This window comes from Alcaligenes sp. EGD-AK7 (assembly GCF_000465875.3).
Classification (GTDB): Bacteria; Pseudomonadota; Gammaproteobacteria; order Burkholderiales; family Burkholderiaceae_B; genus Alcaligenes; species Alcaligenes phenolicus.
The window spans coordinates 170,718-194,915 of sequence record NZ_AVOG02000012.1; the positions used below are offsets into that span (position 1 = coordinate 170,718).

Below are 24,198 nucleotides of genomic sequence, written 5' to 3' on the forward strand. Positions count from 1 at the left end.
CTCCCGCGCTATTGCACCAGATAGGCAGTACCGCACTGCACATCATGAAGTTTCACGTCGGCCTCGACCAGACTCAGGCCCAGCAGCTTCAGCAGCCCCTCCAGCAGAGCACTCAAGCCTTGCAATACCGGATCCAACAACGCGACAACCAGACTTAATACGGCACCGACCAGGTTGGAGTCTTTAAAGACCAGCACCTCTACCGCCCCTGTCCGGCATTCGCGCATCGCTTGCTGACCACCAATCCCACCAATCACGCAGGCCAGATCACTCAAGGGCGCACCCAGCAGGGTTGTCAGCAAATTATCGACAAAGCCCAGGGTTCCGCCCAGCACACCGATCAAGCCATTCTGGCTCATGGTGCGGGCCAGTTGATCCATACGCTCCTTGGACCAGTTCATCTCGTTCACGACCTCAGAAACTGAGCGGCCGGCCCCACCGCCCACCAGACTTTCCGCCATCTGACGCTTGCCGGACGCGCCACTCCAGGGGGTGTTCAGCAAATCACCCAGGATACCCGACAGAACAGCATCGGAGAGCAGACTCACACTGCGAGACAAATCCAGCTGAGTGGCGTTGACAGTTGCTTCTGAAGGCTCGCCCGGAGGCGCGGTCAACGTTACATGAACCGGATTTTTTGTATCAATTAAGGGTAAGGTGACTTTAGCGGTCAAAGGCAGGATACCCAACACATTAATCACCTGATGACGCTGAATTCCCCCAAACGATTCATCCTTGCAACTATTGCTAGTCGAGAAAAAATCCGAATGTGGGAACTTGCCCAGACACACGTTCACCAGCGAGGATTTGACCGCAATCGTGGCCTGATTCTCGGCAATCGGTGCGCGGCAGACATTAACCAACTCGCCGGAGGCTTGGGATAGCTCAATAATGACAGGCAGACTAACCCGCGTTCCCAGCGCATTCAGAACAAGACCCACCAGCGGAATCTTGGAAGTATCCAGATTCAGATAGACTCGCACACCTGCCGAGTTCGCTTTAGTGCCTATCCCGCCCATGGCGATGCTGGGCGGCTCCACAACCCGCACTCGCAAATCCAGGGCGTTATTGAACATATTGGTCAAACCGGAAGGCAGCGCAGTCAGGTTCAAATCAATCAGATTCTTGCCATTGGCCACCACCAGTCCCGTGTTGACCAGTTGCAGCACGTCCAGGTTCACATTCAAGGCCGACAAGGGATCCACACCATCGATCAAGGCCAGAATACCGCCCTCACCCAGCAGTTTGACGGGCAAATCCAGAGGCCCGACACCCAGCAACAAGCGGATGTATTCCTGCAAGGCCCCAACGTCCAGACCCAGTGTTTTTTGCTGGTCCAGCAAGGCCAGACTGGCACTTAGCAAATCGGCCAAAGTCAGTTGCTCCAGCCGGGCCAATTCTTCAGGTGTACCCACTCCTGCGATAACCGTGGCGGGCAATCCCAAGGCTTTCAACAAACCGGAAGGCGTAATCTTGGCATTGACCAAACCGGCCGAGTCCAGCACCGTCAACTGGTCCGGGCGCAGGCCCACGCCGCGCAGCAGGTTATAGACCAGACCATTGCGCTTCAAGGACAAAAGTCGACTGCCCACGGAGAAGGTCGCAACCGGCTCACTGTTCTTGGCGGTGGCAACCGCCTCAATCACCGAGGAAGTAAAGAAAGGGAACAGAGAAGGCGGCTGATAGCTCAAATGCACGCGCACGGAATCAGCGGGCAAGGAAGAAACAAAACGCTGGGCCGGATCACTGTGGCTGCTATTCCATTTACCGCAAAAGACTTTGGCACCATCGCCCGTCAAACCCGCAGCAGGCGAATCGGGCTGGCTATTCAGGCTGAACCTGGCCATGCTTTCACCTTGCTGGCAGCCCAGCGCATCCCCGGAACCCAAGGCCTGCGCCCCCGCCAGTGCAGCCAGGTCAGCCGCGTTTTGCAGCCCCCGCTTCACATGGAAGTTATGCCCCAGGTGCGCCGCCCCCAGCAACACCAGCCCCACCAGCAACGCGGCGGCTGCAGGCACAATAATGGAACCTTGCTGCTTATGTGCCTGCTCGCTCTGGGTTCGAGTTCTTCCCCATTTCATCTCGCTCTCCTGACCCACTCCAGCCCTGTGGGCTTTAATCACTACCGTTTGTTTTGATGCGCTCTTTCATGTACTCAGGAATGGGATGCTTGAAGCTCTCCAAATAGCGCTCCCAGGCCAGATTGGCTGCCGCACCATGCACCGGCAAGACCTTGCCTTCTCGGTCCGGGTCGGCCTGCATGCTGAGCAGGCTGCGGGTATCAGGCCCCACCTCGATGCGCGGCGGAATATGGCGGCGCTCGTTCTGTACATGCACAGGCAGGCCTTCCACTTCAGGCCAAGGGTGTACTTCCTCATCACTCAAGCGGTACTTCTCGTAAGGCTGACGCTCAGCGGGCGCTGTTTCTGCCGCCGGAGCGGCCGGTGTGTGCACACCCTGATTGGTGGCCGCTGCCGGGCTGGTGCTGACCGGGTAGGTGCTGGTGCCTGAAACCATGGTTCCAGTCAGCGGAGCTTGTGTCTGCGCCCAGGCACTACTGGCCATCAACAAGGTGCAGCAGGCCAAAATGCGGGATCGGTTCATTGCGATATCCTTGAAAAAACGGCAATCAATTCATTGACGAAGACACAGGGCCCAGGCTTTCCAGCAAGGGACGGTTCAAGCCCGCTTGCGTAGAAGAAACCACAACCGCAGCAGGACGAGCCACGGCCGGGTTTTGTGCCTGGGCGGATCGGTTCAAGACGACCTGGCCCATCGCCGTCGGAGTAGCCGGACTCAATGCCACCGCCTGGGCTCTGGCCTGCTCATCCTTTGCAGCCGCTGCCATGCGCAGCTCGTGTTGTTTCTGCATTTGCTGACGGGCGTGCAATTGCTCCAGATCCTGTCCAATCTGTTCGGCCATCTGCACAATGGCTTGCTGGGTTGCGGCGTCCATACCTGCTTGCTGCATCACAAAACCAGCCCGTTGCGTTTCCTGGCTGACCAGCAAATACAAGGCCATATTGCTCAGTATCTTGGGGTTATCCGGGGCCAGTTCGGCCGCCTTACCCAAGGCCAGACGTGCTTCCTGAGGGCGACCGGAACGCAAGTAGGCATAAGCCAGATCGCTTTGCACAATCGCATTCGTGGGGTCTTGCCCAGCCGCTTGCTTGAGGAAATGAGCAGCCTGATCAAAGTGTTCTTGCGAGCCAGCAATCAAACCCAAACCTTGATAAGCCCGTCCGGCCACCGGCGTATTCAACAGGGCCTTGAAGGTGTGCGCTGCCTGCTCCAGCTGTCCGGTTTGACGCTGTGCTTCAGCCCGCAACACCATGACCTCCGGGTCTGCGCCATATTCCTTTTCCATGGCTTCGGCATAGGCCAGGGACGCAAAGTAGCGGCCCTGTTTTTGCGTCTCTTCCAGCATGCGTACCGCCATCTGCTTGTCAGTCGGTCTGCGCTTTTCCCAATGCTCAATTTCCTTGCTCTGCAAGAAGGCTTCCTGTTCCTGTTGCTGACGCACCAGCTCGTAGGCGGAATCCGTGGTGGAACACGCCACCAGCAAAGTACTACCCAAACCCAGCGCAGCCCAGCGCATCAAGGGACGAGTCCATGTCGACATTTTCATCAAAGTCACCCTCCGGCCACTTGGCTCAAGCCACGGAACAAGGCCAGAAAACCTGACCCCGCAGTAATAATCAACAAGGCAGGCAGCAAAGTCAGCACCATGACGCCCGTCATCTTTACGGTCAATTTGCCCACCTTGGCTTTCAGCTCCAGGCGACGCTGCTCGCGCAAGCGCACACCGAAGCGGTGCAAGGGTTCCTGCATCGCACCACCGTGCTGGTCCACCTGCACAATCAGGCGACAGATCACGGCCAGATCCTCGTTGGTAAAGCCGCTGGCAATCCGCTCCAACGACTGTTCACGAGTACGACCACGGGCATATTGCTCGACCGCAATGGTCAGCTCTGAGCCCATGACGGGAATCACGTCATGGAATTCGCGCTCTATAGTGTGCAAGGTCTGGTCCATGGACAGGCCCACGCCTTGCAGCAAACGCAGCAAATCCACAAACAAGGGCAGCTCGGCAGCGATACGCAGACGACGTTGCGAGACCCGGCGCGCCAGCCACCATTTGGGCAGCATCCAGCCCAAGGCAAAGCCAATGAACACAGACACAAACGGCACATACTCATTCAGCCTGCGAGTCATGGGCAGCAAGCTGAACAGGACAATCAGAACAATGCTCAGGCCGACTCGACTCAGGACGAAATACTGCCGCGCCACATCAATGTGCTTGAAGCCTGCATTCATGATGAGTACGCGATCTTCCTCGCTAAGCAGACTGGACCCGAAGCGCCCTTTCAGCCAGCGCTCGCCCAGGCTGCCCGCCTGCATCTTGATCTGTTCCACCGTCTGGCGCGACTGGCTGGGCGCCTGCGTCATGTGCGGCGCGCCTTTCAGGCGTTCATCCACCGCCTGGCTCAAACGCATGGCTTGCTGACGCTGCTGCCAATGGTTGTGAAACCACAAGGCAAACAGAATCAGGCCAGCCAGAGCGCAAGCCACAGCTCCCCAGACCAGAACGGTTTGTGCTTCCAAGGCCATCATGTCTTGCTCCTAGACATTGCGTGCCATCCAATACAGCCAATAACAGCCCACACACTGCAAGACTGCTGCGAACAGCAGCATGCGAAACCCCACCGGGTCGTTCCACATGGTCAGGAACAGCTCGTTATTGAAAATCAGAATGTAGACACCGATCAGGATCGGCAATAACGCCAGAATCCAGGCGGACAGGCGCACCTCGGCAGACAAGGCCACCAACTCGCTGCGGGCGTTTTCCCGGTCTCGCATGAAGCCGGCCATACGTTCCATAGTCTGATCACTACGACCGCCAAAACGCATTGCCACACTGATTACAGCGGCAACCAGAAAGAGCTCGTGCAAGCCGTGCTGACGCGAAACAGCACGCAAGGCCACATCCAGATCCTGCCCGGAGCGGTGCAGGGAATTTGCATCCTGCAATACCTGGCCCAGGGGTTGCGGCGTGTTGTCAGCCGCATTCAAAAAGGCCGCTCCCATGCTGTTGCCAATGGTGATCAAGCGCACCATCAGATCCAGAAAGTCCGGAATTTGAGAGACGATTTTGCGGTGACGCTTATCACTGCGAAACCACAGAAAGGTATAGGCGCCCAGTACGGTGGCAAGCAGCATGGCCCCACCTGCAACCGGCCCGACAAAAGCCAGCAACAAGGCAGGCGGCACCAGCGTGCCCAACAGAAGAATCAGATAAAAACGGCGTGAAGGCTGAATGCCGGTGCGCAGCATGAACTCCCGCCAGCCTTTGGGTGCTCCCAACCAGGCATCCTGCGCACTGGGCTGGGCTCGTACGCTACTTTGCACCGCCGGGCGCAAAGCCAGCTGCTGCTCGAGCACCTGTGCCGAACGCTGGACCTGCTGACGCTGAGCACCCTTGGCCCAGAGCAGTACCGCGCCCAGCATCAGAATCACAGCCGCCAAAGCGATATACAAAGCCATCATTTAGCGTCTCCAATCCCAGAAACCACCGCCTTCTTTAGGCGTGTTGTCCTGAGCCTGAACCTGCTCATTAGCCAGTTGATCGCGGTACTGCATCAGCTTGCGGGTATGAGGATGAATGCCCAGGCTGACCCAGCGATCCTGCTCGGTGCCATCATCCAGCACATAGGATTCGTGGCGATACAGCTCTTGCATGGCAATCACGCCATCGCCCATGCCGGTAACTTCTGTAATGGACAGCACCCGGCGCTTGCCATTGGGCAGGCGGCCAATCTGAATAATGAAGTCCAGCGCGCTGGCGATCTGTCTGCGCAAGCTGTCCTCGCTGCCCTGAAAGCCCGCAAACCCGGCCAGCATTTCTACGCGATACACACATTCGCGCGGCGAGTTGGCGTGGATCGTGGCCATGGAGCCTTCGTGACCAGTATTCATGGCTTGCAGCATGTCGATGACCTCGGCACCCCGCACTTCCCCTACGACCACCCGGTCCGGACGCATACGCAAGCTGTTGCGCAAGAGTTCGCGAATCGAGATTTCGCCGCTGCCGTCATACCCGGCCTGACGTGCTTCCAGGCGCACTACATGCGGGTGATTCAAGGCCAGTTCGGCGGTATCTTCCACCGTTACGACACGCTCGGTTTTGGGGATGTAAAAAGCCAGGGCATTGAGCAAGGACGTCTTGCCGGAACTGGTCCCGCCAGAAATCAGAATATTGCAGCGCGATTTCACTGCGGCTTGCAGCAGCCGGTCCACCGGCTCGTCAAACGCGCCCAAACGCATCAAGTCTTCAGGCTTTAGCGGGTCCTTGCGGAACTTACGGATAGAGACCATGGGGCCATCCACCGCCAGGGGGTGAATGACCACGTTCAGGCGGCCACCATCGGGCAAGCGGGCATCCACCATCGGAACCGACTCGTCCAGCCTGCGTCCCAACGGAGCCAGAATACGGCGCACGATACGCAGCACGTGCTGATCATCCGTAAACCCACTGGGCTCCTGGCCCAACACGCCACCGCGCGACACAAACAGTTTGTCGTAGCCGTTGATCAGAATATCTTCAACCGCCGGATCCTCCAGCAGGTCTTCCAAAGGCCCCAGACCCGCCAGTTCACGGGTCAACGCCTGCACGATCTCGCGCACTTCCTGTTCGTTGACGGGCACCCGTTTCAAACGAACAAAGCTGGCCAATTCGATGCCAACAAAATCCTGTATGGCCTGCCGTGTCCAGCGACCAAACTCGGCTCCCAACTCTTCGATGCGAGCCAGCAAATGTTCATGGGCCTGTTCCCGGACCTGAATCAGGTCGGGACGCCCACCGAGCAATGAAGTATTGTTCATGCCTTACTTTTCCATGCTTGGGCCTGTTCAGCCCCCGAACCTGAATTTCAACCGTCCCAAAACCGTACTGACCTTGTTTTGTGACAGCCCCTGCCTGCGCCCCATCAAACCCGATGCCAAACTTTGCAAGGCACGGGTATAGGGGTCCTTCTCATCTACTTGCACCAGAATCTTGCCCAGACCGGCGCTGCGCATATGCCCAAGACGCCGATCCGGCAGCACGGCGGCCAACTCCAGATCAAAGCGCTCGGCAATGGCCTGCCCAGAAAAACCGTAAGCCGGATCAAACTGATTCACCACCAGACGCACATTGGCCAGCGCATCGAACTGCGCACGCAAGGCCATGAACTCGGCCAGAGACACCAGCGCCCCCATGCTTTGGTCTGTGACCACCAGCACCTCGTCCACCAGCGATTCCAGTTCCACCAGAAAACGCGGATTGGGAAAACCGCCAGCATCAATCACCAGGCAGCCCATGCGTTCACGCAAATAACTGCACAAACCCAGCGAATCTTCCAGACTGATTTGATTCAAGGTATTCACATCGGCGGGCAAAGACAGCAGGTTCAAGCCGCTGCTGTGTTGTGCCAGTGCCGAATGCAACATAGTGTCGTCCATTCGATGACGCTGTGATGCCGCCTGAATGAAGTCAAATTCCGAACCCAGGCCCATGTACAAGGCACAGTCCCCGGTAGGTGCTCCCAGATCCAGCAAACCGACTCGCTCGGACAGCGGCACCAGTTCAACCGGCAAGGGCTTGGCCGACGTCAAACCTCGTACCTCCTTGCCCATGCGGTTCATCTCTTGTTGCAAGAGCCAGGCCAGACTGCTGGCAGCGGTACTGCAACCGACACCAATACGCGCGCCCATCAACAGCACACTGCGAAAAGGCTTGTCCAGCAAAGGGCTGTGCTGGGTCTGACCCAGCTTTTCAATCAATACCTGCAACTGATGATGCAGATCTTCGTTCGTGTCCAGGTTCAGGAACTCGTTGGCACCCGCCCGCAAGGCATTAACGGGGCCTTGGGGCACGGATGCCCGCCCTACCGCCACACGCTGCACACTGGCATCGAGCCGCGCCAGACTGCGTACCAAACTTACTACCTGTCCGTTCTCTTCACCATGCTGTCCATGAACAAAGTCAAAAAACACCAAAGGTTCCGCTTGCTTGGCCAGCTCCCGGCGCAAACTCTCGGTCGTGGGCTCAATCGCCCTTACCGTCAGGAGCCCGGCAGCTGCCGTGTTGATCATCACAGCCAGCTCGGGGTGCTCTGTACACAAGAGGTATTCCCGATATCGTTGCACGTCACCACTCCACGCGCTTAGCGCGAAAACCCTGGCATCTGCTCGTAACCATGGCGGCCCAGCAAGAAGTAGCCCCAGGCATTGGGTGCGTCATCCAGCTTTTCCTGACGACCACCCGGCAAGGCAATCGTGGCGCCTTTCTGGATAGGTTTGATCAGACGGGGAGTGACGACAATGACCAGTTCCAGCTCTTTCTGGCTGTACTGCACGTTGCGGAAAAAACTACCCAGAATCGGCAAATCCCCCAGGAAGGGAATCTTTTTGACGGCAGCAGCGGTTTGGCGCGACACCAGCCCGCTGATGATGTAGCTTTGGCCATCACCCAGCTCAATAGTCGTATCGGCTCGACGAGTACGCAAAGAAGGCATCACACCGCCACCGGGCATTTGCACCACATTCGAGTAATCCAGATCACTGGCTTCAGGGGCAACCTTCAGGGCAATACGTTCGGGAGACAGCACCGTTGGCGTTACCGTCAGACCGATCCCGAAAGGTTTGTACTCCACCGTCGTTGTTCCCAAACCGCCCGAACTGGGGATAGGAATTTCGCCACCGGACAAAAAGCTGGCGCTATGACCTGACATGGCCACCAAAGTCGGCTCGGCCAGCACACGGGCCAGGCCATTTTGCTCCAGCAGATTCAAGGTCGCACTGAAGTTGCTCGAGTTGTACCCCAGGCTCAATCCACCCGTTAGAGCCTTGGGCAACAAGTTCACCCCGCCCGACCAGGGCTTGCCACCAATGGCATTGGCACTCAGGCCAATGTCTTTCATGACTTCGCGGGAAACCTCCACCACTTTGACTTCCACCTGCACCATGCCACTGGTGCTGACCTCGGACAGGTCCAGCACCGGCGCATCCGGACCAGCGCCGGAGCGTGCGGCGGCCATGGCATCCTGGTGATCCAGCAAAGAGGGGCTGCTACCCGTAATCAAGGACTGCTGCCCGGCGCTGGACACCTGCGCCGACATGGGGCGACCGGCCTGTGCCAGTTGCTGTTGCACTTGACTGGTCACCTCAATCGTCCAGCGATCCGGATTCGTGCGACCAGGCATCCAGACACGCAAATCAGCCGTACCCGCGCGTTTGCCGATCAGGAGCACCTCGCCGCGCTGCCCGGCCGATGCAGACAGAATTTGCACATCCGCCACGCTTTCATCGCTGATCGCCACACGCTGCGGAACTTGCGACAAGCGCAAAATATCCTGATCGTTGGCCACCAGACGTATCACCTTCTGACTGGCGCTGGTTTGAGCCGTTTGCGCCATCACCGGCACTGGTGCCAAACCCGACAAGCAGAGCGCATACCAGCACCCCAAACCCAGACCTGCTTTTTTGATTTTCTGTCTCATGTGTTTAATCCATGCTGCCTTGCGTCGCGTCTCGTCAGCCCTCACAGGCAGGCTGACCCGTCCCCACAACAAGCTCTGTATTGCTTAATACTGAATGACCTCTAAACGGCCCCCGCGAATAACTTCCGTGCGGCGCGGCGGCGCAGCATGCGGCTCTCCGCTGGCCCGGGCTCGTGCCTGCACCTGTTCTTTTTCGGTCTGGCTGATTGCAAATTCACGCAAGCCCAAACCGGCCATGGCGCGGTTATCCGGCAGTTTCAAGGCATCGCGCTGATCGGCATCAAGACCAGCACGCGCGGGAATCAGACCCGCAAATTCAGGGAACAAGGAGGCGTCCGGCAAGCTCTCGTCCTTGGGAGCACGCAGGACCAGTTGCAGGCTGCCGCTACGGCTGGCCAGCAGGAGTTCATTCACCGACTCCAGGGGTACGGCCAGCATGGCGTGGCGCGCCTGAGTCTCGGCACGATTCGTCGCATTGGCCTCTGCCGGATCTGGCCCGGACAGCGAAGCACCGCCATAGGCCAGCACGCGCACACGCGACATCAACAGGCGGGCCTGGGTGTCATTGACTTCGTTGCCGCTGTTAAAGGTAATGAAGATATCGACCAGATCGCCCGGCTCTACCCTGTGGCTGGCGCCAGTGATCACATCAATGGGAATGCTGACGGCGCGCTCACCCTCTTCCAGATAGCTGGCCAGACTTTTGGCGATGAAGCTGCTTAACACTGGCTGCCCTTGGCCCAGGTCAAAACGCAGGGTTTTGCCGCTCAAGGCTTCCAGTGTGTTGAAAGACTGGGCAGGAGCCGCAGGCCACTGCGCCAACTCCATAGCATCAGCCTGCAAGGTTTCCCCCGCTTTCACATCCCGTTTGAGCACGACCACCGCCTGCAAATTGGCCGGAGGCTCTACGCTTTGCGTGCTGAGCACAGGCTGGACCACCTCGGGTTTGGGCTTCATGCCCAGGTACAAGGCAAACGCAACCAATACGGCTGCGATCAGCAATAAAAGGACTGCCGCCCCCTTCATAATGCCGCTCATTAATGTGGTCTCCTGAGTACGAGTAGTGTCTTGGCGCTTAAGCTGCGCAATTGATCTGCCTGACCCTCTTCAGGCCTGAACAGATCCAGGGTTTGAGAAAGAATTCCGGGTTCAAGCTCCAGCTTCAGGGAAAGCTGGGCGCAGTCATACTGAGGCTCCGAGGCACACGCCTGGGATTGAACATCCGCACTCAGGTCGCCAAACCAATGCAAGAACGCGTCGCTCTTGGCTTGGCCCCTGCCATAGTTCCTGGCCAGTTCCTGATTTATAAAAGGCGCGATCTCATCGGCGTTCTTGACCTGCATCGTCGCTTGGCGAGAAAGATCGCCGACCAGATGATCCATTTTTTGCTTGGCCAGAAACAAGGAACTGAAGGTGATGATGCCGCTGAAGATCAACAACAGAATCCCCACCATCAAGGCAAACTCGATGGCAGCAACGCCTTGCTGACGTTGTGCAGCAGGAAGGAAACAGGCGGCACGTGTCATGGCGTATCCCCCGCTGTGCCCACTTCACCGGCAACCAGCAGATTGATCTGCGCATTGCCCTTTAACTGTTCGGGCACAACCAGCGCAAACAAGGTATCGGGAGCAAAACGAGGAATCAGGGGGGCTTGCAGGTAGTCGTACACAATCCCCACACGCAGCTCATCACTGAGCAAATCCGTGGTGATGCGCACATGCTCACTGCCTACCCAAGTGCTTAGCCACTGAACCTGATCGGCGGCCACTTCCTTGGCCCGATTTACCCGTGCTTGCAGGCGATCCGGACTGAGCATGGGGCCACCCGGCCCAGCGCCTGGCTCCAGCAAAGCAGCGCGGGCACCGGATTCGGCCGCGAAATTAAGAGACTGCTGCGCGGTCATGATCAGACCGAACGTCAGCAAGCCATACATGAAGAGAAACAACAATGGAAAAACCAATGCAAATTCCAGTGCGTAGGCTCCGTATTGGTATTTTTTTTCTACGCCACGCCGTTTTGCTAATTGGCCCTCTCGTGGGGGCTTTATTGATTTTGCATCCATACCCACCCCATTGTTGCAAGGGATAACCAGGCCCCTAAAGGCACACTACGCGCCTTGACGCGGGTTCCCGGCAAAGCAAATCCGTACTTACGTTCCAAGGATGGAATCAGCACCAATACCAAGGCATGCAAACCCGCCAGTACCGTGCCAAACAACACCACCATGCCTGCTTCCTTCCACCCCAGGGCCAGGCCCAGCACGGCCATCAGCTTTACATCGGCCGCACCCATCAAACGCAATAACCAGATTGGATAAAACACGATCAAGGCGGCGGCAAAACCGATCAGGGAGTCCCCCCAGCCCGCCCCCCATCCCCAGGGAAGGCCATAGGACACACTGACAAAAACCTTGTGCAACAGAACCGCCAAACCATAAAAAACTAATAAGGCATTAGGGATTTTCCGGAGCTTCAGATCGCTATAGATAATCTGAGCGGAAAAGAAAAGCAGAATAAAAATAAAGGAAAGCTTAATTAAAACGGGCATAAGCATCAGCCATTCAAGCTAAAAGATACAGCCAGACCTGAAGTGGCTGATGCACCATCAAAACGTCTTACTTAATCAAAACAAGAGTCCGTAAAAACTATTACGTGACGGACTTTGCACCACTGATCTTGTCAGATATCGTTGTAAAAAGAGCATCCAAATTCGTACCCAGCGCGGTCAAGACACCGATGATCGCCACAGCGATCAGCCCTGCGATCAGGCCGTACTCAATAGCCGTTGCACCGTCTTCATCGTTCCAGAATTGCTGAAGTTGAGTCTTCATGACTGTCCCCATTCAAAAAGAAAAAATTACCCTCAACAGCGAGGATTCAAGGCCCCTTGGGGCACTACACTTTGCCAACTTTGGCAACTTCCACTGCTAACTGTTATCAATTTTTGTATTTTTCAGTTGAAATCATCTTAAACCCATGTATGTATCTGTTTTTACTAGGGTTTACGTGTAACAAACATCAAATACACAAACGAATTCTAGCCCAAAGATACGAAAAACGCATGATTGTGTATTTACAACAGCCAATTTCCCATAAAAAAAGGCCAAAAAACAGCTAATTTGAAACTTTTACTTACCCGTATTGTGTCGAAGTTTGTTAATGTTACCGTTTTTATCATTTCAGAATGCAACAAAAAACCTGACTGGCCACTGCTACAGAGCACCTGCAAGACAGCTTTAATTACTTGAAAGAAAGTAGGTTTTTTTCAATTTATTGCTGTTAGCAAGGGAAAACCCGGGCAGCCCCAACTAAGCATGAATACAGACATACAAGACTGTTTGCTAACGAGCTAAATCAGGGCTATTTTTTTTACGTTTCAAAATGTAATAGTTAAAGTGTTTTAAAGCACTAAGAGGAAATACCCTGCTTTCAAACAGCAAAAAGTGACAGCGAAGTTAAACTACGGCACAGTAGAAAAAAGCGCCCGATTTACAGCGAATAATGATTAATGAATATGAATCCCAAGCATCACTTGTCACTGGCCTTCCTTAGAAAAAAAAATCCCAGCCTGATTGTGAGCTTGGGATTATTTATGGGGCTGGCCACTACTGGTTCAGAAAGTTGGGCGGACGCCCCCTTGCGGGGGAACCCGGTCGACTCTTTGCCGCCCATCAATGCACCGGCCCCCAACACACGCGCGCCTTCTCTAAGCATTCCGCCCGCTGCCGCCCAAACTCAATTGCAGCAGCAACTACAACAGCAAGTGGTGGTGCGCAGCTTTGATGTCAGCGGCAGTCGCAGCATTCCTTTTGAACAGATCACCGCGATTCTGGAACCACTGGCCGGTAAAACGCTTAGCATTGCCCAGTTGATCAACGAGGTGAACAAGATCACCGCCCTGTATCAACAGCAGGGCTACCCCCTGTCTTTTGCCATCTTGCAGCAACAGGACTTTGCGCAAGGACACATCAAGGTCACGGTGGTGGAAGGCCATGTAGGCAGTGTTCGTATTGAAGGCGATCCAGGTCGCAGCCAGGCTCGCATCGAGCGTATCGCCAAAGCCATGGTGGATGAAAAGCCGCTTACCCAGCGCACGCTGGAGCGCACCATGAATCTGCTGCGCACCATTCCGGGCCTGAAAATAGATCCCAAGCTGGACATGCCCGTACGTACTGATGGCGCCTCCGAGCTGGTCATCAATGCACAGCACAAATCTTTCAGCGCAAATGCCAGCGTGGCGGAAATGGGCTCCAGCAAACAGGCTCTGGTGCAGTTAAGCGCCAATAGCCTGACGCCTCTGGGCGAACAGCTGAAGCTGACTGCCGCCATCCCCACCAGCTCTGAGGATGTGAAGTACGTCAGCGGCAACCTGACCATTCCCCTGACCGGTAATGGCTTGAATCTGGAGATTGATGGCTACCACTATCGCTCCAAGCCGCGTGATGAAGTTCTGGAAAGCCAGGGCTGGAACCGCAAGGTCATCAACGAACGTATCGGGGCGGCGATCAGCTATCCCTTTATTTTGAACAATCAACGCAGTCTGAAAGGCACGGCAGGTTTTTATGCCAGTCGCTCCCTGGACGACTACACCCACAAGACGCTGGACAATGTCTGGATCGAGAACACCACCGACGTACGCGCCCTGAAGGCTGAGTTGCGCTATACCGATGCCTCGCAGCGTCAATCTCGCGAGGTCAATCTGGGGGTGTACAAGGGTCTGGATGCCATGGGCGCCCGCAAGTCTCTGAACACCTACTTGCAACGTGACGCCGAGTCCGATCTGGACTTGGACTTCACCCGCTGGACCGCCTCTTTCAAGCAGAATCTGGCCTTGCCAGGGCAATTTGGCATGAGCTTTTCGGCCAGCGGCCAGTACAGCTCGAACGTCCTGCCAAACTCCGAACAGGTTTCTTTTGGTGCCTGGCGACATGGCTATGGCTATCCGCAAGGCGAGCTGGCTGGCGACAAAGGCATAGGCGCCACGCTGGAAATCAATCGACGCTTTACGAACTCCTCCACCTGGCTCAACAACATTCAGCCCTATATTGCCTATGACTGGGCACGCACCTGGTACAATCTGGAGCGACTGAACAGCTATAACAATCGACGCCTGCGTTCCGCTGCCATTGGTGTACGGCTGTCCAATAACAAACACTATCTGTTTGACATCAACGTCGCCAAACCGCTGGGCGATTTGCCGGTTAACTCCGACAAACGCAAAGTACGCTTGAACACCAACTTTCTGTTCTTCTACGACGGTTTTTAGCAGGCATCCTGCCGGCACCCTTACTGCCGATTTTTCCCCAAGGCCATCGCAAGATGGCCTTTTTTGTTTTCCATTTCGGCAGATTCCGGCCTCAGGTGTTACGAAAAACGTTACGTAACAGGAACGGAACACCCCACAAAAACAGCCCTAAACACGCTCACACCGACCCTGTTTTTTGATGAAATCCTGATCCAAAAAAACCAGAAAAACTCACAACACACTGATTAACAACAATAAAAATAAAACACAACAACAAAAACAGAACTTGGCACGCTACTTGCTTCATGTCTATCAACAGCCCTTGAAGGGCGTGCTTACACTTCAAATCGGAGTCAGACATGAAAGCAAGGAATTCAGCAAGAAACGCCTCGGTACAACGCAACTTGCAACGTGCCGTTGTCGCTACATTGGTCATCAGCGCCGCCGTTCTGGCCGGTTGCTCCTCGCGCGGCGGTGTTCGCGACGGCCTGGAGGTGTCGGTTCGCCCCCCTGTTGTTGACCCTAACCTGCCCAAGCCCGGTGACGGCGGTACCGGCGGTGGCGACAACGGCGGTGGCGATAACGGCGGAAACAACGGCGGTGGCAAGGACACTAGCCTGACCCAAAATGCACTGGGCAATCTGGGCCAGGCTGTCGACAACGTAGTGCCTTTGAACCTGAGCAAAACAGGCAATCAACTGGGCAAAACGCTGGATGGCGCGCTCAAACCCGTTACCAATATCGTGACGGATGCCACACGCACCGTCGGTGGTGTGACCGGACTGGGACAACCCGTCAACGGCTTGACCACTCAAGTCGGCGGTGTAGTGACCAATCTGGGCGATCAACTGGGCAAAACCGGCCTGCCCCTGAACCTGGGTGAGGGTGCGGGCCGTCTGCTGTCCCACTTGGGTCAAGCTGTGGGTTCGGTCGGCGGCTTGCTGGTCAACGATCCCAAGAATTCCAATCCACTGGGCAACACCTTGCACCACGCCACCAAAGGCATAGAAGAGCTGACCGGCTCCTTGCTGGGAGAAGGCAGCCTGCTGCATCCATTGACAGCGCAGCTAGGCCTGGGGGGTATCTTGCTGGCAGAGGGGGGAGAACCTGTCCTGCAGCCTGCACTGGGCAATATCGGACAAACCGTAGATAACATTCTGCCACTGGGGCTGAACCCGATTCTGGGTGATGTGGGCGGTGCTTTGGACAACACAGTGGCACCAGTGGTTGCCACTGTCACCAATGTGACCCAACAAGTGGGAGATGGCCTGGGTGTTGGCCGACCGATCAACGCCTTGCTGGGCGGTGTAGGCAGCGCTCTGAGTAATGTGGGCAGCCAACTGGACAATGCAGCACCTCTGGGGCTGAGCGGTGTGGTAAGCAATTTGGGGCAGGCCGTCGCCTCGGTGGGTGGTGTACTGCACAAGACTGATGCAAATACCAACCCCCTGGGTAATACCTTGAATCACGCCACCCAGGCCGTCGCCTCCCTGACGGGCGGACTGGGCGGTATCACGGGTGGAGAAGGTGGTGGCTTGCTGGCACCCGTTACCGGATTGTTAGGTGGTGTGGGTGGCGGCGAAGGTGCTAGCGGTGGATTGCTGGCCCCTGTCACCAGCTTGGTCGGTGGACTAACTGGTGGCTTGGCTGGCGGCGACGGCGCGAGCGGTGGCTTGCTCTCCCCTGTCACCAATCTGGTCGGTGGATTAACTGGTGGCTTGAGTGGCGGTGACGGCGCGGCCGGCGGCTTGCTTTCTCCCGTCACCAATCTGGTGGGCGGTTTGACTGGCGGCCTGACGGGTGGTGATGCCTCCAACGGTGGCTTGCTGGCTCCTGTCACGGGTCTTTTGGGCGGCATCACAGGCAGTGTTTCGATCGGTGGTGGCGCAGCAGCAGAAGGTCAGGCTGGTGGTGGATTGCTGGCACCCGTTACCGGTTTGGTCGGTGGTCTCGTCGGTGGCCTGACAGGTGGCGTCAACGTACAGGCAAACGCTGGCGCAGCCGGCGGCGAACAAGCCAATGGTGGTTTGCTGTCCCCGGTAACTGGTCTGCTCGGTGGCTTGCTGGGAGGTGGCCGGAAATGATGAATAAAGTCATGAACCCGGTCAGTTTGCCAGTGAGCTTTCATCCTGGCGCCCAAGGCGCCGGGGCTCGCTCCAACTGGTCCTCACACAGCGATGAGCAAAGCATGTTGTCAGAAAAGATGTTGATGGATCTGGGCAAAATGCTGGGCCGTCAGTTCACCATCTACGCAGAAGCCCTGAAAGCCAGCTTGGCCGAAGAAGCGAATATCCCCTTGAATGATTTCAAAGCACTGGAATACATCATGGAATTCGATGCATTGCCTACAGGTCAGTTGGCTCATTTGATGGACTTGAGTGCCAGCGGTGTCAGCGCCCTGATCAACCGCCTGGAACACAGGGGCTACATTACCCGCGGCCGCCACCCCCTGGACAAGCGTGTGATTGCCTTGCATCCGGTAATGGACAAATGCCGTGAAGTCCTGGCTGTGAAGGAACGTGCTATCAACCAGGCAATCAACACGGCAGCGAATCAAAACCCTGCCCAGCTGATTGCCATGTACGACTTTCTGGTCGACAGCATGAGCACCTTCAGGCAAAACACCAAAGCCTGGCTGGATGCCAAGGCCCTGGTGCCACGAGCCTGCTGAGCACCCTGCTCGGCCCCTACGGAACCGCTGCTTGTCAGCGGTTCTTTTTTTGTTACGTAACACGTTCCGCCCAGCCCCCAAAACCCGTAACAAATAGCCCTCTTTTTTCCCTCTACTTTTCACCAAACCCAGCTTACATGCGGCTTGCAGGCAAGCCAATAAATTGGCACGCGAATTGCTTAACTAGACTCAGGAAGCAAGCAAGTCCCCCGATCATTTATTGGAGCAAGCAATGCATAAAAATACAGACAGCAAGAAACCAGGCCTGCGCCTGACACTCCTGGCCACCCTGATGGCCAGCACTTTAGCGCTGACTGCCTGCGGCAGTTTATCCGGTGGTGGCAGTAGTGGCAGCGGTGGCGGCGGATCGGAAACCCCCACCAATCCAGGCCCAGGCACTGGTGGCGGTGACAACGGCGGTGGCGATAACGGCGGCGGTGACAACGGCGGCGGTGACAACGGCGGCGGCGATAACGGCGGCGGTGACAACGGCGGTGGCGATAACGGCGGCGGTGACAACGGGGGTGGCGATAACGGCGGCGGCGATAACGGCGGCGGTGACAACGGCGGTGGCGATAACGGCGGCGGTGACAACGGCGGCGGTGATAACGGCGGTGGCGATAACGGCGGTAATCCCCCCACGCGTACGCCGGGCCCACTGGAAACCACTCTGAATAATGTAGGTGAAGCCGTCGACAACGTCCTGCCAGTCGGCTTGCAAGATACCGGCGGCAAGCTGGGCAAAACTCTGGATACCGTAGTCGCTCCTGTCGTGGACACGGCAACAGGCCTGACTCAACAAATTGGTGGCGCAACCGGCTTGGGCCAACCCATCAATGGTCTGACACAGCAAGTGGGCGGCGTCGTCACCAACTTGGGCGAGCAACTGGGTAACAGCGGCCTGCCCCTGAATCTGGGCCAGGGTGTTGGAGGCTTGCTGAGCGGTCTGGGCAATGCCGTGGGCAGCGCAGGCGGCCTGCTTCACGCTGACGCAAACAACCCTAAGCCGCTGACAGCCGTACTGGGCCATGCAACCAGCGGTGTTGCTGCACTGACAGGCTCCCTGCTGGGTGAAGGCAGTCTGCTGTATCCCCTGACAGGACAATTGGGGCTGGGCGACTTGCTCAATGGTGCTGATGCTGCCCCTATCCTGGAACCTGCCTTGGCAAATGTAGGCCAGACAGTCGACAACATTTTGCCCATTGGCTTGAACCCCATCCTGGGCAATGTCGGCGAGACCCTGGACACCGTAGTCGCTCCTGTTGGTGCAACGGTCACTCATGTCACCCAACAAGTGGGTGACGGTCTGGGTGTTGGTCAGCCTATCAATGCTTTGCTGGGTGGCGTAGGCAGCGCCCTGAGCAATGTGGGCACGCAGATTGATGGCGCAACCCCTCTGAATCTGAGCGGCACCGTCACCCACCTGGGTCACGCTGTTACCTCGCTCGGTGGCCTCTTGCATAAAACAGATACCAACACGAACCCGCTGGGCAACACCCTGAATCACGCCACACAAGCTGTCGCCTCCTTGACTGGCGGGCTGACAGGTAACGGGGAAGGCGGGCTGCTCTCGCCAGTAACCGGCTTGCTCGGCGGACTGACTGGCGGTTTGGGCGGTGGTGATGCTGGCAACGGTGGCCTGCTGTCCCCCGTGACCGGCCTGCTCGGTGGTTTGACGGGTGGTCTGGGTGGTAGCGATGCAGCCAACGGTGGCTTGCTGGCTCCCGTGACGGGCCTGGTCGGTGGTTTGGTAGGCGGCCTGGGCGGCGGTGATGCAGCCAATGGCGGTTTGCTGGCCCCCGTGACGGGCCTGGTCGGTGGTTTGACTGGCGGACTGAGTGGCGGTGATGCAGCCAATGGCGGTTTGCTGGCGCCCGTGACAGGCCTGGTCGGTGGTTTGGTGGGCGGACTGGGCGGCGGTGATGCGGCCAACGGCGGCTTGCTGGCTCCTGTCACGGGTCTGGTCGGGGGTTTGACAGGTGGCCTGGCAGGCGGTGACGCTGCCAATGGCGGCCTGCTAGCACCTGTGACCGGCCTGGTCGGCGGACTCCTGGGCGGCGGTGCAACCGTTTCCGTAGATACCAGTGCCTCGGGTAGCGTCAACGCTGGTGGTGGAGCCGCTGCAGGCACCAACAATGGCGGTTTGCTGGCACCGGTAACCGGACTGCTCGGTGGACTGCTGGGCGGCCCTCGCTAAGCACAGGGGATGGGGCGTACACCGCCCTATTCCTTAACCCCAGGATCTTTCTAAGTCCTGCTTGAAATGGCTGAGCAATCCTGATCACCAGATGGAGTAAGTCATGACTACAAAGACACGCTTTGCCTCCAGCAGGATCATTTTGCTCGGCCTGGCAGCTAACCTGGTTTCACTAAGCGCGCAGGCCGACATCGTGGGTGTCAACAGCCTGCCCCTGCCAGTATCCAGTACATTTGCTACGAGCTTGATGAATGTCGATCCAGCCCTCGATAAAGTACCTCTGATGGAGCAGCCTGGCCCCCTCCTACCCCTTTACGAGGTACTTTATTCCGCTGCAGATTTTGAACAGGTTTACCAGACGACTGTCTATATAAGACAGAAAGTTGACGATCTGGCTCAAGGGCTTGAACTAACGCCACTTCCCCTGAATGCAGGACAAGCTGCCGGAGATGTGCTCCACGGCGTTAGTAACACGATCGGCAACGTTGGGGATTTGGTCAGGAATAATCCGGACAACCCTTACCCCATTAGCAGCACGCTTACCGATCTGACAGGCAGCCTGGTCAATGCAACAGGCGCCCTGCTTCAAGGTAGTGTTCAAGCACCTGCCAACAACGGGCTGCTCAATGGTCTGGTAAACAACAATCCTGGCAACACAAATCTTCTCTCCCCCGTCACCAATCTGGTCAACGCTGCGGGCGGGGACTTAATTAACACCAACACAAGCAATGACGGCCTGCTTGCTCCGGTCGGCAATCTGCTGGGCGGACTGGCAGGCGGCTTGCCCGATACACCAGACAGCAATAATGGTTTGTTGACGCCTGTCACAGGCTTGCTGGGCAATATCTCGACCAGCCCCGTAAATAAGGCGCAGGCATCACTGCCTGCGGACAGTTCCACAACAACAGCAGCCAATGGCGGTTTGCTGGGCCCCGTCACTGGTCTGCTCAGCGGACTGCTGGGTGGCGCACCACATTAAGGATGTGTGCGTATGCCAGACAAACAGACACTGACCAGGACCTGGATCGACACCGATCCTCCGGATACGGTGCTGTCAGGGCATATGCGAGGCGACATTGTGCGCATGATGGTGCGTCAGTTCGATGTCTATATGGAGGCCAACAAGCACGAACTGGCACAAGAAGCGGGCCTGAGCCTGAACGAATACAAGGCAATGGAGTTTGTACTGGAGCTCAAACACTTGTCGCCGGGCAGGCTGGCTCAGCTCCTGCACCTTAGCCCTAGTGGCAACCACGCCCTGATTACCCGGCTGGAGCACGCTGGTTATCTGACTCGCAAGCCACACCCTCGCGATGGACGCATGACTTGCCTCTACCCCAATCAGGAACGATGTAAACGCCTGATCGCCAATATGGAACACGCTGCGCAGCACATTATCAAGGCCACTGCTCAGCACAATCCGGGCCAACTGGCCGCCTTGCACGAGTTTTTGACCGGCAGCATCGGCCATCTCCGTCATGATGCGCTGCACAGACTCAAGCGCAAACCTGACTGAAGATCAGGGACCGGTTTCTTGCTGTTTTGCCCACCAGTACCCCTGGTGGGCTTTTTTTCGATGGTGCAGGACATTTGCGAGAGAAGTCGCCTACCCAGCCAAACGGCCCCATGCTACAAAAGACACTGGTCGGCTTGGCTGGCTTTTTCATCGCTAAAACCGTAAGGATATGTTCATGAAACTCTCTGTACTGATTGCCGCCCTGCGCCTGCGCCATCTTGCAGGGGCTGCGCTGCTGTCCACTTCGCTGGCAGCCTATGCCCTACCCGCAGGTCTGGCCCAAGGCCCCTCTGTCGAAGGCGTCACTCAATACACGCTGGACAATGGCTTGCGCCTTGTTCTGGCCCCAGACGATTCCAAACCTACGACCACCGTCAACATGACCTACCTGGTCGGCTCGCGACACGAGAACTATGGGCAAACCGGCATGGCTCACCTTCTGGAGCATATGCTGTTTCGCGGCACCCCCACCTTGCGCAATGCGCTGGGAGAATTTTCCAAACGTGGTCTGGAAGCCAACGGCACCACCTCCAGCGACCGTACCAATTACTTTGCCAGCTTCGCCGCTGATCCCGAGACCCTGAAATGGTATCTGGACTGGCAAGCCGACGTGATGGTCAACGCTCTGATCGACAAGCAGGATCTGGAAGCGGAAATGCCCGTGGTGCGCAATGAAATGGAAAGCGGTGAAAACAGCCCTTTCCGTGTTCTGATGCAAAAGCTGACAGCCGCTGCGTACCAATGGCATAGCTATGGCAAGACCACGATTGGCGCCCGCTCCGACGTCGAAAACGTGGATATTGAACAGCTGCGCAAGTTCTACCACGACTACTATCAGCCCGATAATGCGGTGCTGTTTGTGACCGGGCAATTCGACACCGATCAGACTCTGGAGCACATAGCCAAGGCCTTTGGCTCCATCCCAAAACCGACTCGCACGCTGCGCCCCGAATACACGGTTGAACCCGTGCAAGACGGTACCCGCACAGTCACCTTGCGCCGTCACGGTGGTGCGCCCTTGATCATGTCGCTGTACCACCTGCCCAGCGCTGCCAGCCCGGAATACATGGACTTGAGCCTGGGCATCAGCGCCTTGGGCGATACCCCCAGCGGACAGTTGTACAAGAATCTGGTCAACAAGAACCTGGCTACCAGCGTATTCAGCTTTGATTCCGAAAGCCACGACCCAGGCTACGCCCTGTTTGGTGCCGAGCTGAAACCCGATATGGATCAGCAAAAGGCCTTGAAGGTCATGAATGACACGCTGGAAGGCCTGTCCAAGTCCCCGCTGAAAGATACGGATCTGGAACGCATCCGCAGCCAATGGATGACGGGCTGGACACAAACCTATGCCAACCCCTCCAGTCTGGCCAGCGCGCTATCTGAAGCGGCGGCCAGCGGCGACTGGCGTTTGTTTTTCCTGCAGCGCGACCGGGTCGAAGCTGCCAAGCTGCCCCAAGTTCAAAAGGCGCTGGAAACCTGGCTGGTCGCCAGCAACCGCAGCAATGGCTTGTACATCCCCACAGAAAAACCGCTGCGTGCTCCTGAGGCCAGCACCGTTGATGTGGCCAAGCTGGTACAGGACTACACCGGCAAGGATGGCGGCAAAACGGTAGAAGCCTTTGATCCTAGCCCTGCCAACATCATGGCCCGCACCGATCTGCAACCCTTGTCCTTGGGCAAGGATCTGGGCGAAGTGAAAATGGCCCTGCTGCCCAAGGGAACTCGCGCGGAACGCGTGGAGGCTCGCTTGTCCTTCAAGTTTGGTTCGCCTGATCAACTCAAGAACCAGACCGCTACCGCTGCAGCCGTCGCCAGCCTGCTGAGCACCGGTACCAAGAAACTGAACCGCGAACAGATTTCTGATCAGTTCACCGCCATGCAAACCCAGTTCAGCACCAGCGGCTCCAATGGTCGCTTGTACCTGAGCCTGTCCTCCAACCGCGAGAACCTGCCCAAAGCCATTGCTCTGGCGCTGGACGTGCTGCGCAACGCAAACTTCCCCGAGGACGAGCTGAAAAAATATCAGCAAGCCGTGGTCACCGATCTGAAATCGGCCAGCACCGAACCTGCTGCTTTGGCCAGCCAAGCGATTGAACGCTACACCAACCCATGGCCCAAGGACGATATCCGCTACACGCCCAGCTTTGAAGAAGGCATAGAGCGAGTCCAGGCGATTAACATCAAACAGGTGCGGGATTTCCATCAGAAATTCTACGGTACGGGTGATGTCACCTTTAGCGCCGTGGGTGACTTTGACAAGGACGAGGTTCGCAAGGCTTTGGCCGATGGTTTGAAAGGCTGGCGCAAAGCCCCGACCTACCAGCGCCCGGACGATCCACTACAAACTGTGGCTCCCAAGGTCTTTGACATCAACACGCCGGACAAGGCAAATGCCTTCTATCTGGCGGACCTGGGCCTGAAACTGCAAGACAGCGATGCGGACTTTCCGGCTGTCTACCTGGCAAACTACTTGCTGGGCCTGTCTGAAACCTCGCGCCTGTGGAACCGCGTGCGCGTGGAGGACGGCTTGTCCTACAACGTACGCAGCCAGGTAGATGCATCCAGCTATGAACCCAAGGGTTCGTGGACGGTCTACGCCATTCACGCTCCCAGCAATAGCGATAAGTTGAGCAAGACTATCGACGAGGTTCTGGCCCAAACACTGAAAGATGGCTTTAGCGAGCAAGAAGTCAAGGAAGGTGTGAATGCCTTGCTGAACTACCGCCGCTTGTCGCGCAGCCAGGACACCGTGGTCAGCAGTGCGTGGTTGAATTACCTGGACCTGGGCCGCAGCTTTGAATGGTCCGAGAAAATGGACCAGGATCTGCAAAAGCTCAATGCGGAGCAGGTCAATGCGGTTTTGCGCAAATACCTGAAACCCAAGGAAATGGTCGTAGCGATTGCCGCTGACCATGAGCGTCAACAGCAAGGTGCCGCCGCGCCAGCACCTGAAACCGCAGAACAGGCTCCGGTGACAGCGCCGGCTCCAGAGCCACTGGATGCCCAGCCTTGATCAAGCCAGCAACCC

Annotated in this window: 20 protein-coding genes; 7 read left to right on the forward strand and 13 right to left on the reverse strand. The window is 57.0% G+C overall.

The window, feature by feature from the left end; all coding sequences use genetic code 11:
• Positions 1–8 precede the first annotated feature (8 nt).
• The 13 genes from N879_RS09435 to N879_RS09495 form a co-directional block, all read right to left on the reverse strand.
• Positions 9–2,081 (reverse strand): pilus assembly protein TadG-related protein, encoded by a 2,073-nt coding sequence (locus N879_RS09435; protein WP_021446901.1) that lies wholly within the window; start codon positions 2,079–2,081, stop codon positions 9–11.
• Between the two features lie 34 nt (positions 2,082–2,115).
• A complete protein-coding gene (locus tag N879_RS09440) occupies positions 2,116–2,604 on the reverse strand; it encodes a DUF3613 domain-containing protein (RefSeq protein ID WP_009456773.1) in 489 nt (162 codons plus the stop codon).
• 25 nt (positions 2,605–2,629) lie between these two features.
• On the reverse strand, positions 2,630–3,628 hold the full coding sequence (locus N879_RS09445) for a tetratricopeptide repeat protein (RefSeq protein WP_031232641.1): 999 nt from the start codon (positions 3,626–3,628) through the stop codon (positions 2,630–2,632).
• Positions 3,629–3,633: 5 nt separating this feature from the next.
• A complete protein-coding gene (locus N879_RS09450) occupies positions 3,634–4,614 on the reverse strand; it encodes a type II secretion system F family protein (protein ID WP_009456782.1) in 981 nt (326 codons plus the stop codon).
• Between the two features lie 9 nt (positions 4,615–4,623).
• Positions 4,624–5,547 carry a type II secretion system F family protein gene (locus N879_RS09455; RefSeq protein ID WP_009456784.1) on the reverse strand — a complete coding sequence of 308 codons (924 nt, stop codon included), beginning with the start codon at positions 5,545–5,547 and terminating at the stop codon, positions 4,624–4,626.
• Positions 5,548–6,882 (reverse strand): CpaF family protein, encoded by a 1,335-nt coding sequence (locus tag N879_RS09460; RefSeq protein ID WP_021446903.1) that lies wholly within the window; start codon positions 6,880–6,882, stop codon positions 5,548–5,550.
• A 27-nt stretch (positions 6,883–6,909) separates the two neighbouring features.
• Positions 6,910–8,187: an AAA family ATPase gene (locus tag N879_RS09465; RefSeq protein WP_200914597.1), complete on the reverse strand. Its 1,278-nt coding sequence runs from the start codon at positions 8,185–8,187 to the stop codon at positions 6,910–6,912.
• A 17-nt stretch (positions 8,188–8,204) separates the two neighbouring features.
• Entirely contained in the window at positions 8,205–9,539 is a 1,335-nt protein-coding gene (locus N879_RS09470; RefSeq protein ID WP_009459514.1) for a type II and III secretion system protein family protein, read from the reverse strand.
• 84 nt (positions 9,540–9,623) lie between these two features.
• Complete coding sequence (gene cpaB, locus N879_RS09475) at positions 9,624–10,577, reverse strand: Flp pilus assembly protein CpaB (RefSeq protein ID WP_009459517.1); 954 nt, start codon at positions 10,575–10,577, stop codon at positions 9,624–9,626.
• Positions 10,577–11,065: a TadE/TadG family type IV pilus assembly protein gene (locus tag N879_RS09480; protein WP_009459519.1), complete on the reverse strand. Its 489-nt coding sequence runs from the start codon at positions 11,063–11,065 to the stop codon at positions 10,577–10,579. Before N879_RS09480 ends, cpaB begins: the two co-directional genes overlap by 1 nt.
• Positions 11,062–11,601 carry a TadE family protein gene (locus tag N879_RS09485; RefSeq protein ID WP_082453633.1) on the reverse strand — a complete coding sequence of 180 codons (540 nt, stop codon included), beginning with the start codon at positions 11,599–11,601 and terminating at the stop codon, positions 11,062–11,064. The genes N879_RS09480 and N879_RS09485 overlap by 4 nt, the downstream gene beginning before the upstream one ends.
• On the reverse strand, positions 11,583–12,092 hold the full coding sequence (locus N879_RS09490) for an A24 family peptidase (protein ID WP_021446906.1): 510 nt from the start codon (positions 12,090–12,092) through the stop codon (positions 11,583–11,585). The genes N879_RS09485 and N879_RS09490 overlap by 19 nt, the downstream gene beginning before the upstream one ends.
• A 94-nt stretch (positions 12,093–12,186) precedes the next feature.
• Positions 12,187–12,369 (reverse strand): Flp family type IVb pilin, encoded by a 183-nt coding sequence (locus N879_RS09495; protein ID WP_021446907.1) that lies wholly within the window; start codon positions 12,367–12,369, stop codon positions 12,187–12,189.
• Between the two features lie 761 nt (positions 12,370–13,130).
• Between N879_RS09495 and N879_RS09500 the strand changes: the two genes are divergently transcribed.
• The 7 genes from N879_RS09500 to N879_RS09530 all read left to right on the forward strand — a co-directional run bounded on the left by N879_RS09500 (position 13,131) and on the right by N879_RS09530 (position 24,183).
• The gene (locus tag N879_RS09500; RefSeq protein WP_432763159.1) at positions 13,131–14,804 is read left to right on the forward strand and encodes a ShlB/FhaC/HecB family hemolysin secretion/activation protein; all 1,674 of its coding nucleotides are present in this window, start codon (positions 13,131–13,133) and stop codon (positions 14,802–14,804) included.
• 338 nt (positions 14,805–15,142) lie between these two features.
• Positions 15,143–16,867 carry a collagen-like triple helix repeat-containing protein gene (locus N879_RS09505; protein WP_031232649.1) on the forward strand — a complete coding sequence of 575 codons (1,725 nt, stop codon included), beginning with the start codon at positions 15,143–15,145 and terminating at the stop codon, positions 16,865–16,867.
• A complete protein-coding gene (locus N879_RS09510) occupies positions 16,864–17,454 on the forward strand; it encodes a MarR family winged helix-turn-helix transcriptional regulator (RefSeq protein ID WP_031232650.1) in 591 nt (196 codons plus the stop codon). Before N879_RS09505 ends, N879_RS09510 begins: the two co-directional genes overlap by 4 nt.
• Positions 17,455–17,686: 232 nt before the next feature.
• A complete protein-coding gene (locus tag N879_RS09515; RefSeq protein WP_021446910.1) occupies positions 17,687–19,651 on the forward strand; it encodes a collagen-like triple helix repeat-containing protein in 1,965 nt (654 codons plus the stop codon).
• A gap of 103 nt (positions 19,652–19,754) precedes the next feature.
• Complete coding sequence (locus tag N879_RS09520) at positions 19,755–20,630, forward strand: hypothetical protein (protein WP_009459535.1); 876 nt, start codon at positions 19,755–19,757, stop codon at positions 20,628–20,630.
• Between the two features lie 12 nt (positions 20,631–20,642).
• Positions 20,643–21,167, forward strand: coding sequence for a MarR family winged helix-turn-helix transcriptional regulator (locus N879_RS09525; RefSeq protein ID WP_009459537.1), 525 nt, complete (start codon positions 20,643–20,645; stop codon positions 21,165–21,167).
• Between the two features lie 175 nt (positions 21,168–21,342).
• Positions 21,343–24,183: a M16 family metallopeptidase gene (locus N879_RS09530; RefSeq protein WP_021446911.1), complete on the forward strand. Its 2,841-nt coding sequence runs from the start codon at positions 21,343–21,345 to the stop codon at positions 24,181–24,183.
• Positions 24,184–24,198 lie beyond the last annotated feature (15 nt).

Bases quoted from the DNA above. Each gene is read 5' to 3' on its own strand.
- N879_RS09530 (WP_021446911.1), top strand. From the start codon at position 21,343: ATGAAACTCTCTGTACTGATTGCCGCCCTGCGCCTGCGCCATCTTGCA.
- N879_RS09445 (WP_031232641.1), bottom strand. From the start codon at position 3,628: ATGAAAATGTCGACATGGACTCGTCCCTTGATGCGCTGGGCTGCGCTG.
- N879_RS09515 (WP_021446910.1), top strand. From the start codon at position 17,687: ATGCATAAAAATACAGACAGCAAGAAACCAGGCCTGCGCCTGACACTC.
- N879_RS09500 (WP_432763159.1), top strand. From the start codon at position 13,131: ATGGGGCTGGCCACTACTGGTTCAGAAAGTTGGGCGGACGCCCCCTTG.
- N879_RS09435 (WP_021446901.1), bottom strand. From the start codon at position 2,081: ATGAAATGGGGAAGAACTCGAACCCAGAGCGAGCAGGCACATAAGCAG.
- N879_RS09460 (WP_021446903.1), bottom strand. From the start codon at position 6,882: ATGAACAATACTTCATTGCTCGGTGGGCGTCCCGACCTGATTCAGGTC.
- N879_RS09480 (WP_009459519.1), bottom strand. From the start codon at position 11,065: ATGACACGTGCCGCCTGTTTCCTTCCTGCTGCACAACGTCAGCAAGGC.
- cpaB (WP_009459517.1), bottom strand. From the start codon at position 10,577: ATGAGCGGCATTATGAAGGGGGCGGCAGTCCTTTTATTGCTGATCGCA.
- N879_RS09510 (WP_031232650.1), top strand. From the start codon at position 16,864: ATGATGAATAAAGTCATGAACCCGGTCAGTTTGCCAGTGAGCTTTCAT.
- N879_RS09525 (WP_009459537.1), top strand. From the start codon at position 20,643: ATGCCAGACAAACAGACACTGACCAGGACCTGGATCGACACCGATCCT.
- N879_RS09470 (WP_009459514.1), bottom strand. From the start codon at position 9,539: ATGAGACAGAAAATCAAAAAAGCAGGTCTGGGTTTGGGGTGCTGGTAT.
- N879_RS09450 (WP_009456782.1), bottom strand. From the start codon at position 4,614: ATGATGGCCTTGGAAGCACAAACCGTTCTGGTCTGGGGAGCTGTGGCT.
- N879_RS09520 (WP_009459535.1), top strand. From the start codon at position 19,755: ATGACTACAAAGACACGCTTTGCCTCCAGCAGGATCATTTTGCTCGGC.
- N879_RS09455 (WP_009456784.1), bottom strand. From the start codon at position 5,547: ATGATGGCTTTGTATATCGCTTTGGCGGCTGTGATTCTGATGCTGGGC.
- N879_RS09505 (WP_031232649.1), top strand. From the start codon at position 15,143: ATGAAAGCAAGGAATTCAGCAAGAAACGCCTCGGTACAACGCAACTTG.
- N879_RS09485 (WP_082453633.1), bottom strand. From the start codon at position 11,601: ATGGATGCAAAATCAATAAAGCCCCCACGAGAGGGCCAATTAGCAAAA.
- N879_RS09440 (WP_009456773.1), bottom strand. From the start codon at position 2,604: ATGAACCGATCCCGCATTTTGGCCTGCTGCACCTTGTTGATGGCCAGT.
- N879_RS09495 (WP_021446907.1), bottom strand. From the start codon at position 12,369: ATGAAGACTCAACTTCAGCAATTCTGGAACGATGAAGACGGTGCAACG.
- N879_RS09490 (WP_021446906.1), bottom strand. From the start codon at position 12,092: ATGCTTATGCCCGTTTTAATTAAGCTTTCCTTTATTTTTATTCTGCTT.